Source organism: Halobacterium litoreum (assembly GCF_021233415.1).
GTDB classification, from domain to species: domain Archaea; phylum Halobacteriota; class Halobacteria; order Halobacteriales; family Halobacteriaceae; genus Halobacterium; species Halobacterium litoreum.
In genome coordinates this window covers 129,158-143,967 of the sequence record NZ_CP089466.1, presented here as the reverse complement: position 1 = coordinate 143,967, position 14,810 = coordinate 129,158, and the positions used below count along the sequence as shown (strand labels likewise).

The following is a 14,810-nucleotide window of genomic DNA, read 5'->3' as shown; positions in this document are numbered from 1 at the left end:
TCGGACGCCGGCGTGTTAACTGCGTGGCTCAGATGAGCTGTTCGAGTTGCTCGCGGCGCCGGGTCACGTCCAGTTCGGGGTCCAGACCCGAGTCGGCGGCGAGCCGGTCGAGGAACAACAGCACGTCCACGCCCCGGCGCTCCGCGATGGCGGCGACGGCGTCCGCGTCCTCCCGGTGCAAGACGAGGCGGTCGAGCAGCGCGAGCAGGCACGCGAGCACCGCGCCCGTCTCGCCGTCCTCGGGGAACGCGTCGCTCACGGTCGAGAAGTCGGGGTAGTCGTCGGGCACGCTGTCGCTCGGGGAGACGCGGAGACACGTGTCACAGAGCGTCGCGCCCGCGCGGTCGTCCGGCAGGTGCTCGCGGACGGAATCGGGAACGCGAAAAGCGAGTTCGTCGCCGCCGCAGTTCGGACAACTCATGGCTCGACGTACGTCGGCGGCGACTTAGGCGACCCGGCTCAGTCGTCCGACGGCGTGCGCGTCTCCGCGCGGCCGGCCTCTTCGAGCGCCTGCTCTTCTTCCTCGTCTTCCTCCTCCTCTTTCTTCGCCTTCACCTTCTTCATGCGGAAGATCTCCTCGCGTTCCTGCTCTTCGAGTTTCTGCTCGATGTACTCCTGGCCCTCGTAGAGGTCCGGCAGGAGTTTGAACTCCAGGGCGTTCACGCGGCGCTTGGTCGTCTCGATTTCCGTCAGCATCTTCTTCATCGCCGTCTCGACCTCAGCCGCGAGCACGATGGATTCGAGCAGTTCCTCGTAGGCCTCGGCGGCCTCGTCGATGCGCGCGCTCGTGCCGAGAATGCCGTAGCCGCGCTCGTCGAGGCTCTTTTTCACCTTCGAGGACTCGATTTGCGGGACGACGACGCCCATGATGTTCCGGGATTCGACCGTGATTTCGGGGTGTTCTTCGAGCGCCGCGGCCGCGCCGCGCACCGCGATGTCGCCCTCCATCGCGCGCGCCATGTTGATCTTCTTCTGGGCGGTGTCGTAGTCCGATTCGAGGCCCTCGCGGACGTCCTGTGCCTGGTCGAGGATGTCCATGAACTCCATGATGAGGCCGTCTCGCTTCTGTTCGAGCGTGTCGTGGCCTCGCTCGGAGAGTTCGATGCGGTCCTCGATCTCCATCAAATTCTTCCGGGTCGGCTTGATGTCCTGAGCCATGCGGTCTCTTGGACGGGGCTAATTCCCGCGGGGAGGTAAACGTTTTCAGTCCCGTCCGCCGCTCACGCGCCCTGCGCGCGGTCCATCCACGTCACCACCGCGACGTGCGGGAGCGTGAGTATCGCGACGAACGCGAGGTAGAGGCCCGACCACCCCGAGAGCGTCGTCGGCGGGTCCGGAACGACGACGGCGAGACCACCTAGCAGGGCGAGCGCGGCCGCCGTGAGCGGCGCGGCTTCGACGGCGAACCGGCGGAGCGGCCCGAGGAGGTCGCCGCGCGCGAGCGCCGGCCGAGACCGGTCGTCGAGTTCGACGGCGCGCGCGACGTGGCGGACCGAGTGCCAGAGACAGAAGTAGACGCCCACCGCGAACACGGGCGGAGCGACGAGGAAGAACGCCCACAGGCCGAGGGTCTCGCCGGCGTCCACGCGCCACGCGCGCCGGTTCTCGGCGGCCAGTCGGCCCGCCGCGAGCGTCCCCACAGTGAGCGCGGCGAACGCGACGCCGAGCGCGAATCGGACTTCGGAGTCGAAGATGGCGAGGTCGCCGACGCGCCCGCCGAACGGCGCGGCGAACGCGGCCACCACGTCGCGGTACGTCTCGGGGTGGCCGAGCAGAGGAACGAGCATCGGGAGGCCGCCGCGCACGAGGAGCGTGCCGGCGCGCACGCCCCGCGAGTCGAGGTGGTCCGCGCCCGCGAACGCTCGCAGGGGGTAGATGTCGCCCTGCCCCCAGTGGAACCACGTCAGCGCGACGAACGCGAGCGCCGCCGGGACCGGCCACAGGAACCAGACCGCGGCGTACGCGCCGCCCAACAGGAGGTAGAGCGCGCCGACCACGGGGAGCCATCGGGCGGTGAATTTCCCGGTGACTGCCCGGGGAAGCGCCACCCAGTCGATGGCGCCGTGCGGGAGGCCGAAGACGACGACGCTCGCGGCGAGTGGCGCGTACCGCGCGGTCGGCGACAGCGAGACGCCGAGAATCGAGGGCAGCGCGGCCACCGCGACGCCAACCCAGCCGGCGGCGAGTGCGGGCGTCGCGAGCGCGCGCCGGGCGTCGGCTACCCCCATCTCGCGACCACCCAGTCGTACAGCACTAGGCCCTGCGCGACGAAGAGGTTGGTGACGAGGAAGAACGCGCCCTCCTCGACTGGGAGGCCGAGCACGCCGATTTCCGTCGTGTACCGGTTCGAGAGCGACCACACGTCGGCGGCGATGGCGATTCGGTCGACGCCGGCGAGGTAGAGCGTCGGCACGGCGACGGCGAGCGCGAACCGGCGACGGCGCGCCCACAGGTACCGCCAGCCGACGGCCCACTGGAGCGCGAACACGGGCGCCGCCCACGCGAGGATGGCGCCGAGGTAGAACGTCGCGTCCCGAGCGAGGAACGCGACGCCGACGACGCCGACGACGCCGCCCGCGAGCAGACCGGCTACAGCGTGGCGGAAGGACGGCAGGAACTCCGGGTCCGGCGTTCCGGCGAGCCGTTGCACCCAGAGCCCGGTCGCGACGGTCTGGAGCGCGATAAACGCGTACTCCTCGATTGGCGCGTGCCAGACGCGCGCGAGCACGGTGCCGTCGCCGTACCACCAGACGCCGCGCGCGACGAGGTAGTTGTCCCACGGCGTCGTGTACGCGAGCGCGAGGACGAGCAGGACGCCGACGCCGCCCGTACGAACCAGCGACTCGCGGCGGCGCGCGCGGCCGACCGCGAGCGCGGCGACGACGGGCGCGACGAAGACGACGAGAAACTGCGCGTACGTGAGACCGGTCACGGTCGCCTCCGAGCGCGGGGTCTGCCACCCGCGGCCAGCGAACGACTGCAGGCGGCGTGTCGTGTCACTGCACGGCGGTTGCGCGCGCACCTCGAAAAGCGTGGCGAGTGCGGCCGGACTCGCGGCGAATCGGCGCGGCCGCTGTCCGGCGAGAGCGACGGGAAAGAGAGCGGTTGTCGCTAGTCCGCCGCCGCGGCTTCCTCGGCCTCGGCGTCGTCCTCGACGTAGTGCTCCTCGATGAGTTCCTCGTCGATGCGGTTGAGCGCGTCCTTCGGGAAGATGGACAGCAGGTCCCAACCGAGGTCGAGGGTCTCCTCCACGGAGCGGTCCGTGTGGAAGCCCTGGTCGACGAACTCGTCCTCGAAGCGGTCCGCGAAGTCCAGATAGAGGTTGTCCCGCTCGCTGAGCGCCTCGCGACCGACGATGTTCACGAGGTCGCGGAGGTCCTCACCTTCCGCGTACGCCGCGTACAGCTGGTCGGAGACGTCGCCGTGGTCCTCGCGCGTGAGGCCCTCGCCGATACCGTCGTCCATCAGCCGCGACAGGCTCGGCAGGACGTTCACCGGCGGCGTGACGCCCTGGCTGTTCAGGTCGCGGTTCATCATGATCTGGCCCTCGGTGATGTACCCGGTGAGGTCCGGAATCGGGTGCGTGTCGTCGTCGCCCGGCATCGTCAGGATGGGAATCTGGGTGACAGACCCCTCCTGGCCCTCGATGCGGCCGGCGCGCTCGTAGAGCTGCGCCAGGTCCGTGTACATGTACCCGGGGTAGCCACGCCGACCCGGCACCTCCTCGCGAGCCGCGCCGATCTCGCGGAGCGCCTCGCAGTAGTTCGTCATGTCCGTCAGGATGACGAGGACGTGGTAGTCCTTGTCGAACGCGAGGTACTCCGCCGTGGTCAGCGCCATCCGCGGCGTGACCGTCCGCTCGACGGCGGGGTCGTCCGCGAGGTTCATGAAGACCACGGAGCGCTCCAGTGCGCCGGTGCGCTCGAAGTCCTCCATGAACTCGTTGGCTTCCTCGGCGGTGATACCCATCGCGCCGAAGACCACTGCGAACTCGCTCTCCTCGCCCTCGTCTTCTTCCTCCGGCACGGACGCCTGCCGCGCAATCTGGAGTGCGAGGTCGCTGTGGGGCAGACCGGACGCCGAGAAAATCGGCAGCTTCTGGCCGCGCACCAGCGTGTTCATCCCGTCGATGGCGGAGACGCCGGTCTGGATGAACTCCTCGGGGTACTCGCGGGCGTGAGGGTTGATTGCTTCGCCGACGATGTCGCGTCGTTCGTCGGGCACGATGTCCGGCCCCCCGTCGATGGGGTTGCCGGACCCGTCGAGCACGCGACCGAGGAGGTCCTCGGTCACCGGCATCTTCAGGGTCTCGCCGAGGAACCGCACCGAGGCGTCCTGCCCGATGCCCTCGGTGCCCTCGAAGATCTGGATGGCGACGAACTCGTCGCTGGACTCGAGCACCTGACCGCGCTTGATTTCGCCGTCAGGCGTCTCGACCTCGACCATCTCGTCGTACGCGACCGGCTCGTCGATCTCGACGTACACCAGCGGACCGCTGACTTCGGTGATTGTCTGGTACTCTTTCATTAGTAGAGGTCCCGTAGTTGCTCGGCCAGGTCGTCTTTCAGCTCCTCGATGTACGCGTCCCAGTCCTCCTGGACGCCCATCCGGTTGAGCTTCGGCGCCGCGTCGACGTCCTGAATCTCCTCGACCGGGACGCCGGCGTCGAGCGCGTCGAACGCCTCGTCGTTGAACGTCTTGATGGCCGTGAGCATCTTGTACGTCTTCTTCGGCTCACAGTTGGTGTCGACGTCGTGGAGCGCGTTCTGCTGGAGCCACGCCTCCCGGATGTAGCGAGCGACCTCGAGGGTCAGCTGCTGGTCCTCCGGGAGCGCGTCCTTGCCGACGAGCTGGACAATCTCTTCGAGTTCCGTCTCCTCGTCGAGGACGTCGACGGCCCACTGCCGGACCTCCGGGAAGTCCTCGGAGACGTTCTCGCGCCACCACGGGTCGAGCTGTTCCTTGTACAGGCTGTAGGACTCGTCCCAGTTGATGGCGGGGAAGTGCCGGCGCTCGGCGAGGTCCGCGTCCAGCGCCCAGAACGTCTTCACGATGCGCAGCGTGTTCTGGGTGACCGGCTCGGAGAAGTCGCCGCCCGGCGGGCTGACCGCACCGACCACGGACACCGACCCCTCTTCGTCGTTCAGGGTGGTGTAGAGACCGGCGCGCTCGTAGAACTGCGCGAGGCGAGCGGCGAGGTACGCGGGGTACCCCTCCTCGCCCGGCATCTCCTCCAGTCGGGAGGAAATCTCGCGCATGGCCTCGGCCCACCGCGAGGTGGAGTCGGCCATCAGCGCCACGTCGTACCCCATGTCGCGGTAGTACTCCGCGATGGTGATACCCGTGTAGATACAGGACTCGCGGGCCGCGACGGGCATGTTGGACGTGTTCGCGATGAGGCACGTCCGCGCCATCAGCGGGTTCCCGGTCTGCGGGTCCTCGAGTTCGGGGAAGTCCTCGATGACTTCCGTCATCTCGTTCCCGCGCTCGCCGCAACCGATGTACACGACGATGTCCGCGTCGGACCACTTCGCGAGCTGCTGCTGGGTGACGGTCTTCCCGGACCCGAACGGACCCGGAATCGCCGCCGTGCCACCCTTCGCGAGCGGGAACAGGCCGTCCTGAATGCGCTGGCCCGTGACGAGCGGCGTCCGCGGCGTGTGCTTGTCCTCGGTCGGACGCGCGCGGCGGACCGGCCACTCCTGTCGCATCGCGATTTCCTCGCCGGACTCGAGCACGACGACCGCTTCGTCGACCGTGTGCTCGCCGGCGTTCACCTCGGCGACCTCGCCGCCGTCGCTGCGCGGCGGGACGAGGACCTTGTGCTCGATGCTGACGGTCTCGGAGACCGTGCCCAGCACGTCGCCGGCCTCGACCTCGTCGCCCTCCTCGACGGACGGCTCGAAGTCCCACTCCTTCTCGAGGTCGATGCCGGGCGCGTCGACACCGCGGTCGAGGAACGCCCCCATCTCGTCCTCGAGGACGTCGAGCGGGCGCTGGACGCCGTCGTAGATGGAGTCCAGCATGCCCGGCCCGAGGTCCACGGTCAGGGGTTCGCCGGTGTTGTCGACGGGTTCGCCCGGCCCGATGCCGGACGTCTCCTCGTACACCTGGATGGTTGTTACGTCGTCTTCGATTTCGATGACCTCGCCCATCAGACCCTCGTCGCCCACGTAGACGACGTCGTTCATCTGGGCTTCGAGGCCCGTGGCGGTCACGACCGGACCGCTCACGCTCTCGATTTCGCCGGAGTCAGTGATTTCTTCTGCTTGGCTCATTCGTTCTCACTCTCACCTTCGTCCTCGGCCATCAGGTCGATACCGATGGCGCGCTTGATCTGGTCGCGGAGTCCACTGCCGCCGGCGGAGCCGCCGCCAATGGTGACGAACGTCGGTTCGACGCTCGTCTCCACCTGTTCGCGGACGCGCCGCGAGAGGTGGTCGAGGTCCTCGTCGTGCATCACCGCGATGCCGACGTCGCCGTCGCCGAGGACCGCTTCGACCGCGTCGTCGAGGTCCTCGTCTTTCTCGTCCTGGGGGACGTTCTCGAATTTTCGCACGCCGGCCAGCCGGAACCCGGTGGTGAACTCCGGGCTACCGATGACTGCGATTTCCTGGCTCATAGGATGACGAGTTCCTCCTCGATTTCGTCCTCGCTCAAGCCGGCCTCGCGGCCGCGAGCGATGGCACGGATGTTGTCCACTTCGCGTTCCTTCGCGAGCACGTACGCCAGCACCGGACAGACCGACAGCGGGTAGACGTGGGACAGGTGGTCGGAGAACTCGAGCAGCGCGCGGTCGAGTGCGTGCTCGAACCCGATGAGGCTGTCCGCCCGCTCCAGTTCGTCCAGCGCCGCCGACAGCTCGTCGCCGTACCGGCTCTCGCGGATGCGAGTGACGAGCTCCGAGCGGTTCCCGACGAGCTGCGCGAGTTCGGACGCCGAGAACAGCGTGCCGCCCTCGATGAAGTACTCCTCGGGGTCGACGTCCGCGCCGGAGCGCGCGAGACGGAGCGCGTTCCGGACGTTCCGGAAGTCGATTTCCGCGTGCAGGAACTCGGCGTACAGCGCCTGCGGGCTGTCCCTGTTCCCGACGGAGTCGGGGACGAGGTTCTCGTAGTACGCGCGGTCGACGGCGTTCTCGAGGGGGACGAGCGTACCGGTCTGCTCGTAGTCCTCGAACGCCGGTTCGAGGTACGCACCGAACATCGTGTCGTCGAGCAACTCGACGACCTGCTCGATGCTCTCGGCGGCGACGAGCCGGTCGAGGAGTTCCTCGTCCAGTTCGCCGGCGTCGATGAGGTCGGTGCGAATCTCGTCGGCCGTCGACTCCGAGTACAGCCCCCGGAGCACGGTCTTGACGTTCCACGCGTCGAACTTCCGCAGGTAGCGAGCGACCTGCTCGTAGAGCCGGCCCTCGCTCCAGCGCAACAGCGCGTCGAAGTCGGCGGCGAGCGTCTCGTTGAGCGCGTACTCCACGAGGTCGACGCCGCTGTACCGGGAGCCGAGGTTGTTGACCGCGTCCTCGTACTCCGTCTCCTCCATGAAGCGCGCGATTTCGCCGGTGCCCATGCGGAGGAGCTTGCGGTACTCGTCGTCGCTGAACAGGCTGGCGCGGCGGTGGCGAACGCGGGCGACCACGTACTCGTAGTTTGCCGTGCCGGACGCGCTCATTGCTCCTCGTCGAACAGTCGGGCGCTGATCGCTTTCAGGTTGTTCTCCCAGACGTCCTCGAGGACCGAGTCGAACGTGTTGTTCACGCGGACCCTGGACGTCTCGCTCTCGACAACGACGCCGCCGAGACAGTCGTACTCGCCGGCGTACTCGTAGCCGTCGTAGTCGTCGAGGATATCCGAGATGAGTGCTTCGTCGTCGGCGCGACCGTACACGCTGACGTCGGCGTCGCTCTCGAACTCGTCGGCGGCGGCGTCGAGGAGCTCGCGGGTGAGCTCCTCGCGCTCGTCGCCGTCGATGGCCGCGATGCGGTCGGCGACCTGCTCGCGGACGGATTCGAGGGCGTCGCGGCGCGCTTCGAGGCGCATCTGTTTCGCCTCGAGTTTCGCGCTGGAGAGCTTCTGCTCTCGCTCCCGCTCGACCTCTCGTTCGGCCTCGGCCTCGGCCGCCTCGATGGTGGCTTCGGCGTCGGCTTCGGCTTCCGCGACGAGGTCGTCGGCGCGCTCTTCGGCGTCTGCGCGAATCTCCTTCGCGCGCTCGCGGGCTTCGTCTCGGATGTCCTCAACTACTGTTTCCAGACTCATTGATGGGGGGAGAAGGGCGGTTTTCAGAACGCGGACGGGACGACGAAGACGACGACCAGCGCGAGGATGACCAGCGTCTCCGGGAGGACCGTCAGGATGAGGCCCGTACCGAAGAGGTCCTGGTCTTCCGCGATGGCACCGACTGCGGCGCTACCGATACCGCGTTCCGCGTAGCCTGCTGCGAGTGCGGCGAGACCGACGGCGAGCGCTGCCGCGGACTTCGGGGTGATTGCGGGGCTGCTGCTGCCAGCCGATTGCGTTGCGATCGTAGCGAACTCTGTGAGACTCTCAATCATTTTACTTAGTCCTCAGTGGTGTAGTTTCGCGTGTAACCGAACGGGTTGTACTTCGCTCCACCGCCCTCATAAAACTTGTTAAAGAACTCCACGTATTCGAGGCGTAGCGTCTGTAAGCCGGCGGATGTGACCCCGAGCGCCAGCACCAATAGGTGCCCGAGGACCAGCACGATGACGCCGGCGATGACGCCACCCCAGCCCATGTGAATGAGACCGGGGAACAGTGTCTCGTAGCCGTGTGAGCCACTGAACACCATGAAGTGGGTCTCGTGTTCGATGGTCGTCGAGAACAGCCCGAACATGTAGTCGATGGTCTCGGGCTCCTTGAGGTGGACCTCGTAGGCCCCGAACACGAGGAGGTTCACGACGTACGCCATGCCCGCCTTCGCGAGCAGGACGGCCGCAATCCGCGTGTACGAGACCGTGTTGACGAGGGCGTACGTCGGGCTCTCGAGGAACCCGGCGGCGCCTTCGCCGATGGTGACGAGGACGAGCCCGACCAGCGCGAGGCCGAGCCCGACGATACCCACGATCGGCGGGAGTTCGAGTGCGCGATACAGCAACTCGGGGCGCGGACCGCCGCCGGACTGCATGTGCGTGCTGAACAGCCACGCGGCGACGCCGGCCATCAACAGGAGCGGACCGCCGCTCTCGGTGACGGCCGCCTTCAGGCCGTGCGAACGGGACTCGTTGACGAGCCCGAACATGTAGCCGACCGCGAGGTGGGCGACGCCGAACAGGAGACTCGCTGCAAGCCAGAGTTCGGCGAACGCGCCGACGTGAAGCCCCTTCTTCAGGGGTGCGTCTGCGAGGCCGACGACCCCGTGCCACAGGTACTCCGTGACGAGGTGGAGGCCGAATATTTCGCCGTACAGGACGCCGAAGAGGGCCGTGAATCCGCCGGCCCACATCGCGACGCCGCCGAGCTTCGAAATCATCTCGCTCTCGAAGCCGGCGTAGAGCCAGTAGCCGAGCGCGGCGTACAGGATGCCGTACCCGAGGTCCCCGATCATGAACCCGTAGAACGCGGGGAACGTCAGGAACAACACGATACTCGGGTCGAGTTCCGTGTACTTCGGCCGGTTGATGACCTCGGTGAGCGCCTCGAACGGCTTCACCGGGCCGGGGTTGTCCTGGATGACCGGCGGACTGTCGTCCTCGTCGAACTCCGCGGACGTCCCGCCGTCGGTCGCGGCTTCCGCGCTCGCCTCGTCGGCGGGCGCGTGGTGGCCGTGACCGGACGGCTCGTAGTCCGCGACTTCCAGTTCCTCGACGGCGGCGTGCTCGCCGACCGCGTTCTGGACGTGCTCGACGAACGTGGAGTACTCGCCGCTCGGAATCCAGCCCTCGGCGACGAACGCGTGTTCGGTCGTCGCGAACTGGAGTGGCACTTCCGTCTTCTGGACGTCGATGGCGAGTTTCTCCTCGGCCGCGAGGAGGAAGCCGGCGTGTTCGAGTCGGAGGTTCTCGAGTTCGTTCTCGACGTTCTCCAACTTGGATTCGAGGGTCTGTCGCTCGTGGCGCAGCTCCTCGACGTAGGACTCCGGGCTCCCCTCCGCGTCGGGGATTTCGAGGCGCGCGAAGTCCACGCCGACGAGCGCGTCGTCGAGCGCCGCGGGGTCGTCGCCGCGCGGGCGAACGAACACGCCGACGGTCCCGTCGCCCGTGAACAGTTCGAAGGCCGCGACGGCCTCCGACTCCTGGAGCGCGGACCGAATCGCGTCGGCGTTCCCCTCACCGACTTCGACCTGCAGGCTGTCGTAGCCCGACAGCAAGTCGAGGTCGATGCCGAGGTCGGCGAACGGCTCCGCGGCGTCGATTCGCTCTTCGATGGCGCGGAGTTCGTCCTCGAGTTCGCTCTGCCGGTCGTCGAGTTCGTTGACCTCGACGCGAATCTCCTCCAGTTCCGTCTCCAGGGCCTCGTCGGTGACGATGCGCGTCGGGCCCGCGTCCTCCTCGGAGACGCCGAGGGTGGACTTGAGCGAGCGCACCGTGACGAGTTTGTCGGAGGCTTCGTCGGCGCCCTCCAGCGGGTCGCCGTTCTCGAAGCCCTCGATGGAGCCGTCGTAGTCCGAGAGGTGGACCAAGTCGAGGTCGTGAATCGCCTCGATGACGTCCCCCAGCACGCGCCGGGAGCCCGCCACCGAGACCTTGCTCATTCGCTCAGGTCTGAGCATGTACCGCCTCCTTGAACTGTTCGAGCGCGAACTCGACGGCGTCGTCCTCGTTGGACTCGGCCTGCGAGGCGAGTTCCTCGCGTTCCGCCTCGCCCTCCTCGAGGATGCGTTCGCGCTCGGATTCGATGTCGTCGCGTGCTTCTTCGAGCCGTTCGTCTTTCAGTTCGCGAGCCTCCTCCTCCGCTTCGGCACGGATTTCATCGGCTCGCGTCCGGGCCTCGGAGAGCCGCTGTTCGCGGTCCTCCTCGGCCTCGGCCACGATGTCGTCGGCGTCCGATTCTGCCGATTTGATTTCGTCGAGAACCTCTGGCCTTGGCATACGCTCTTACCGGGCGAATCTTGGAACACAGCCTATATGGTAGTTGCGAAGTCCTCGGGCGCAACGCAAGGTATAATGCCGATTCGGGCGCAAATTCGGTCAATGGGAGTCCTCGAGAACAAGGCGCGGGCCCGAACGTTCTACAAGTACCTCTCGAAGGTGTACGACCGCGTCAACACGTTCGTCTGGACCGAGGAGATGCGCGCGGAAGCCCTCGAAATGCTGGACGTGGACGCCGACGACCGCGTCCTCGACGTCGGCTGTGGCACCGGCTTCGGCACCGAGGGGCTGCTCCAGCACACCGATAACGTCTACGGCCTCGACCAGAGCCCCCACCAACTGGAGAAGGCGTGGGCGAAGTTCGGGAAACACGACCCCGTGCAGTTTCACTTCGGGGACGCCGAACGCCTCCCGTTCAAGGACGGGAGTTTCGACGCGGTGTGGTCCTCGGGCTCCATCGAGTACTGGCCGAACCCCGTGGAGGGCCTCCGAGAGATGCGCCGCGTCGTGAAACCCGGCGGGACGGTGCTCGTCGTCGGTCCGGACTACCCCGAGTCGACGGTGTTCCAGAAGCTCGCGGACGCCATCATGCTGTTCTACGACGCCGAGGAGGCCGACCGGATGTTCCACGAGGCCGGCTTCGAGGACGTCGAGCACGTCGTCCAGCAGGCCAAGCCCGGGAGTCCGAAGGCCATCGTGAGCGTGGCCCGAGCCCCCGAGCGAAGCGAGGGTGCGGACTGAAGAGACGGCGAGCACTGCGAACCGTCGACCGCGCGCCCGAGTCAGCGTCACGCCGTTCCTTCGGTTACCTCCGTTCGCGCAGTCGCGACGACGGTCCCGCGCACGACGAGTCGCACTTCGACGGCGTCGCCGGCTTCGACGGTCGGCGCGTTCGTCCCCGCGATGCGGACGCTCGCCGATTCGCCGACGCGCCACGTCGGGTCGTCTGCGACGTTGAACGGGCCGGTCGGCCCGCTCACGAACCCCGTCGCCGAGAAGAACGGCACCGGCGGCTGGTGGTCGAGCGCGGCGCCGTCGACGGAAATCGCCACGTCGACGTCGCGGACGTCCAGTTCGGGGCCGGCGACGAGCGTCAGCGTCACGCGGCCGTCCGCGGTCGCGTCGACGGCGACGCCGCGCTGGTCGGCTGGCGGGCGCTCCGTCACGGACGGCAGGATGGTAAGCACGCTCGCCGCGGCGACGACGGTGACTGCGAGCAGGAGGACGACCGCGACTGGTGCGTACCCACGGGCCACGTCGCGTGGTGGCCGCGGCTTCGGTGAAGAACCTTCGCGACGGTCAGGGCGCGGGGCGCGCCGTCACGTTCACGTCGAGCGATGTGCCGTCGTGAGTGACGGAGACGGGGTACTCGCTGGCGGGGCTGAGCGTCCACAGTTGGCCGTCCTCGCCGGTGCGTCCGACACCCGTCCCGTTCAACGCGACTGTCGCGTCGACCGGCGCGCCGGACGCGTTCTCGACGCGAATCTGGACCGGGCCGCCGGCGTACGTCCGGGAGACGAGCAGCGTCGTGTTATCCGCGGACGACCGCGCCTCGTACGGGGCGTCGACCTGCAGGAGCGACTTCCACTGGCGTTCGACGTACACCTGCTCGGTCGTCATGTCGACGAACGCCACGACACGACCCTGATTGTGGTCGGCGCTCCACTGGAACGCGTACCCTTCGAGGAGCGTCGTGGACGGGCCGCCCGAGTTGTTCCAGACCCACGGGTAGTGGGACGTGACGATGTCGCGAGTGGGCGGCACCTGACTCGTGACGTCCTCGTCGAGGTTGTCCGGTCGGAACGACTCCCGGACGTACTGGGACCCGCGGAGCGTCGACAGCATCACGCCGTTTCCGACCGAGACGTGGACGCGCGTCGCGGGACGGTCGCCGACGACGACGCCAGCGAGTTGTTCGCGGACCGGTCCCTGGAGGGTCGCGAGTTGGGCTCGCAGCCGGCTGATTCGGGACCGCGTGCCGCCGCCGGGTCGGGCGTACGTGTACAGCGTCCCTTCGCTCGACGGACGTCCGAGGTAGGTTTCGAGCGTCTCGGCTTCGGCGTGGAGCGTGCCGAGCGTCACGAGGTACTGTCGAGCGGTGAGTTGTCCGTTCGCGAATTCGGCGCGGGCGTCACGTTCCTGCTCGCGGAGTTGCGCCACGCGTCGGGCGACGTCGTCTGTCGCGTTCTCCAGGATTTCACCGCGTGCTTCGGGCGTGTCGGCCGCGTCGAGGCGCGCCTCGATGCGGTGTCGCTGGAAGGACGTGTCGAGGTTGGCGTGGCCGGCTTCGAGGGCGTTCGTGACTGTCGGTGTGGCGGTGTCGAACTGCGCCGCGTCTGCCCGCGTCAGCAGGAGGACCCGAGACGTGTTCTCACTGGTGCCGACGACGGGGTCGTCCGCGGGTTGAACGGGCGCCGTAACCGCGCCGCCGGCTGCGAGGCCGACGGCCACCGTGGCGACGGTGAGGAGGAGGACAGCGAGCGCGGGGCGGGCGCGAGACATGGAGCGTGCTTCGGGGGGCCGCGTAAAAAACGATGCGGAGATTCGCCCGCGCCGCGAGAACGTGTGTGGATGGAAAATACTTTGCCCGAGCGGGCTGGACGGAAGGATGTATGCGGCAGGCCGCCCTCCTCGTCGCCGTCTGTCTTGTCGTCGCGCCGCTGGCTGGAGCCGTCGGAGCCACCGATAGCACGGCGCAGTCGACACAGGACGCACTCGAGAAGGAGGGCGTCCACATCACGGTGGAACTCCAGCCGGACGGGGACGCACACTGGAACGTGTCCGCGCGGTACGCGCTGGAGGACGAGAACGACACGGCGGCGTTCGACGACCTCGCGCGCGAGTTCAAGTCCGGCGACCGGAACAGCGGCTTCTCGATCGACGTGTTCCGCGCCGTCGCGCCGGACGTGAGCGACGAGGTCGGCCGGGAGATGGCGATTCGAAACGAGGAGTACACGGCGACGACCGTCGAGAGCGCGAACAACTCCACGGGCGTGCTCTCACTGCGGTTCACGTGGACGAACTTCTCGCAGGTGACAAACGAGACGCTGACCGTCGACGGCTTCTCCGGGTCGTGGTTCGGCGACCTGAAGGCGGGACAGACGCTCACGGTGCGGCCGCCCGAGGGGTACGAGCAGAACACCATCAGCCCGGACACGAGCGTGACCGACGGCGCGTATCAGTGGCGTGGTCCGCAGGCGTTCGAGGAGGACGACCCGACGCTGGTGTTCACCGAGTCGGCGTCCGGGAGCGGACCGGGCGGCGTCGGTGCGGGCGTGTTGTTGGTCGTCGGACTGGGCGGTCTGGCGCTCGTGGTCGGTGGCGTGTTCGCGTGGATGTACGCCCGGAACGGGTCCGACGCGTGGTTCGAGCGCGACGGGAGCGACGAGTCGGCGGGCGGTGACGGACAGGCGGCGACCGACGGGAGTGTGGCGACTGCCGACGCCGGCGCGGCCGGTAGCGCGACCGCCGACGGGCCGAGCGACGCGGACTCTGGCGACGGCGGGGGCGGCGTCGACCCCGAGTTGTTGAGCGACGAGGAGCGCGTCGAGCGGTTGTTGCGCGAGCACGACGGCCGGATGAAGCAGTCGAAGATCGTGGAGGAGACGCGGTGGTCGACGGCGAAGGTCTCGCAACTGCTGTCCTCGATGGACGACGAGGGTCGCATCGAGAAGCTCCGCATCGGGCGCGAGAACCTCATCTCGCTGCCGGGCGAGGGCGTCGGCGACGAGTAGAAACTCCGCGCGTCGCTCCAGCGGTTCCG

The 14,810-nt window shown here is 67.9% G+C and carries 16 protein-coding genes; 2 read left to right on the top strand and 14 right to left on the bottom strand.

Annotated features, from left to right (window positions below; translation table 11 throughout):
* Positions 1–28: 28 nt before the first annotated feature.
* The 12 genes from LT972_RS00780 to ahaH form a co-directional block, all read right to left on the bottom strand.
* Complete coding sequence (locus LT972_RS00780) at positions 29–421, bottom strand: DUF6276 family protein (RefSeq protein ID WP_232571288.1); 393 nt, start codon at positions 419–421, stop codon at positions 29–31.
* A 38-nt stretch (positions 422–459) separates the two neighbouring features.
* Positions 460–1,158, bottom strand: coding sequence for a V-type ATP synthase subunit D (locus LT972_RS00775; protein WP_232571287.1), 699 nt, complete (start codon positions 1,156–1,158; stop codon positions 460–462).
* A gap of 62 nt (positions 1,159–1,220) precedes the next feature.
* On the bottom strand, positions 1,221–2,228 hold the full coding sequence (locus tag LT972_RS00770) for a Brp/Blh family beta-carotene 15,15'-dioxygenase (protein ID WP_232571286.1): 1,008 nt from the start codon (positions 2,226–2,228) through the stop codon (positions 1,221–1,223).
* Complete coding sequence (locus LT972_RS00765; RefSeq protein WP_232571285.1) at positions 2,219–2,932, bottom strand: lycopene cyclase domain-containing protein; 714 nt, start codon at positions 2,930–2,932, stop codon at positions 2,219–2,221. Before LT972_RS00765 ends, LT972_RS00770 begins: the two co-directional genes overlap by 10 nt.
* 179 nt (positions 2,933–3,111) lie before the next feature.
* Complete coding sequence (locus LT972_RS00760; RefSeq protein WP_232571284.1) at positions 3,112–4,527, bottom strand: ATP synthase subunit B; 1,416 nt, start codon at positions 4,525–4,527, stop codon at positions 3,112–3,114.
* Positions 4,527–6,278 carry an ATP synthase subunit A gene (locus LT972_RS00755; protein WP_232571283.1) on the bottom strand — a complete coding sequence of 584 codons (1,752 nt, stop codon included), beginning with the start codon at positions 6,276–6,278 and terminating at the stop codon, positions 4,527–4,529. The genes LT972_RS00760 and LT972_RS00755 overlap by 1 nt, the downstream gene beginning before the upstream one ends.
* Positions 6,275–6,622 carry a V-type ATP synthase subunit F gene (locus LT972_RS00750; protein WP_232571282.1) on the bottom strand — a complete coding sequence of 116 codons (348 nt, stop codon included), beginning with the start codon at positions 6,620–6,622 and terminating at the stop codon, positions 6,275–6,277. The genes LT972_RS00755 and LT972_RS00750 overlap by 4 nt, the downstream gene beginning before the upstream one ends.
* The gene (locus LT972_RS00745) at positions 6,619–7,671 is read right to left on the bottom strand and encodes a V-type ATP synthase subunit C (RefSeq protein ID WP_232571281.1); all 1,053 of its coding nucleotides are present in this window, start codon (positions 7,669–7,671) and stop codon (positions 6,619–6,621) included. The genes LT972_RS00750 and LT972_RS00745 overlap by 4 nt, the downstream gene beginning before the upstream one ends.
* Positions 7,668–8,255, bottom strand: a complete 588-nt coding sequence (locus LT972_RS00740) for a V-type ATP synthase subunit E (protein ID WP_232571280.1) — start codon at positions 8,253–8,255, stop codon at positions 7,668–7,670. Before LT972_RS00740 ends, LT972_RS00745 begins: the two co-directional genes overlap by 4 nt.
* Positions 8,256–8,278: 23 nt before the next feature.
* Positions 8,279–8,551, bottom strand: a complete 273-nt coding sequence (locus LT972_RS00735; RefSeq protein ID WP_232571279.1) for a F0F1 ATP synthase subunit C — start codon at positions 8,549–8,551, stop codon at positions 8,279–8,281.
* 5 nt (positions 8,552–8,556) lie between these two features.
* Positions 8,557–10,728, bottom strand: coding sequence for a V-type ATP synthase subunit I (locus tag LT972_RS00730; RefSeq protein WP_232571278.1), 2,172 nt, complete (start codon positions 10,726–10,728; stop codon positions 8,557–8,559).
* Complete coding sequence (ahaH, locus tag LT972_RS00725; protein WP_232571277.1) at positions 10,715–11,047, bottom strand: ATP synthase archaeal subunit H; 333 nt, start codon at positions 11,045–11,047, stop codon at positions 10,715–10,717. The genes LT972_RS00730 and ahaH overlap by 14 nt, the downstream gene beginning before the upstream one ends.
* Positions 11,048–11,149: 102 nt before the next feature.
* On the opposite strand from ahaH, the gene LT972_RS00720 reads away from it, so the two are divergent.
* A complete protein-coding gene (locus LT972_RS00720) occupies positions 11,150–11,788 on the top strand; it encodes a methyltransferase domain-containing protein (protein ID WP_232571276.1) in 639 nt (212 codons plus the stop codon).
* Between the two features lie 47 nt (positions 11,789–11,835).
* Here LT972_RS00720 and LT972_RS00715 read toward each other — a convergent pair whose 3' ends face one another.
* Complete coding sequence (locus LT972_RS00715) at positions 11,836–12,303, bottom strand: type IV pilin (RefSeq protein WP_232571275.1); 468 nt, start codon at positions 12,301–12,303, stop codon at positions 11,836–11,838.
* Between the two features lie 43 nt (positions 12,304–12,346).
* The gene (locus tag LT972_RS00710; RefSeq protein WP_232571274.1) at positions 12,347–13,549 is read right to left on the bottom strand and encodes a DUF7096 domain-containing protein; all 1,203 of its coding nucleotides are present in this window, start codon (positions 13,547–13,549) and stop codon (positions 12,347–12,349) included.
* Positions 13,550–13,659: 110 nt separating this feature from the next.
* Here LT972_RS00710 and LT972_RS00705 point away from each other — a divergent pair, with 110 nt between their 5' ends.
* Positions 13,660–14,781 (top strand): helix-turn-helix transcriptional regulator, encoded by a 1,122-nt coding sequence (locus LT972_RS00705; RefSeq protein WP_232571273.1) that lies wholly within the window; start codon positions 13,660–13,662, stop codon positions 14,779–14,781.
* The last annotated feature ends 29 nt before the right edge of the window (positions 14,782–14,810 follow it).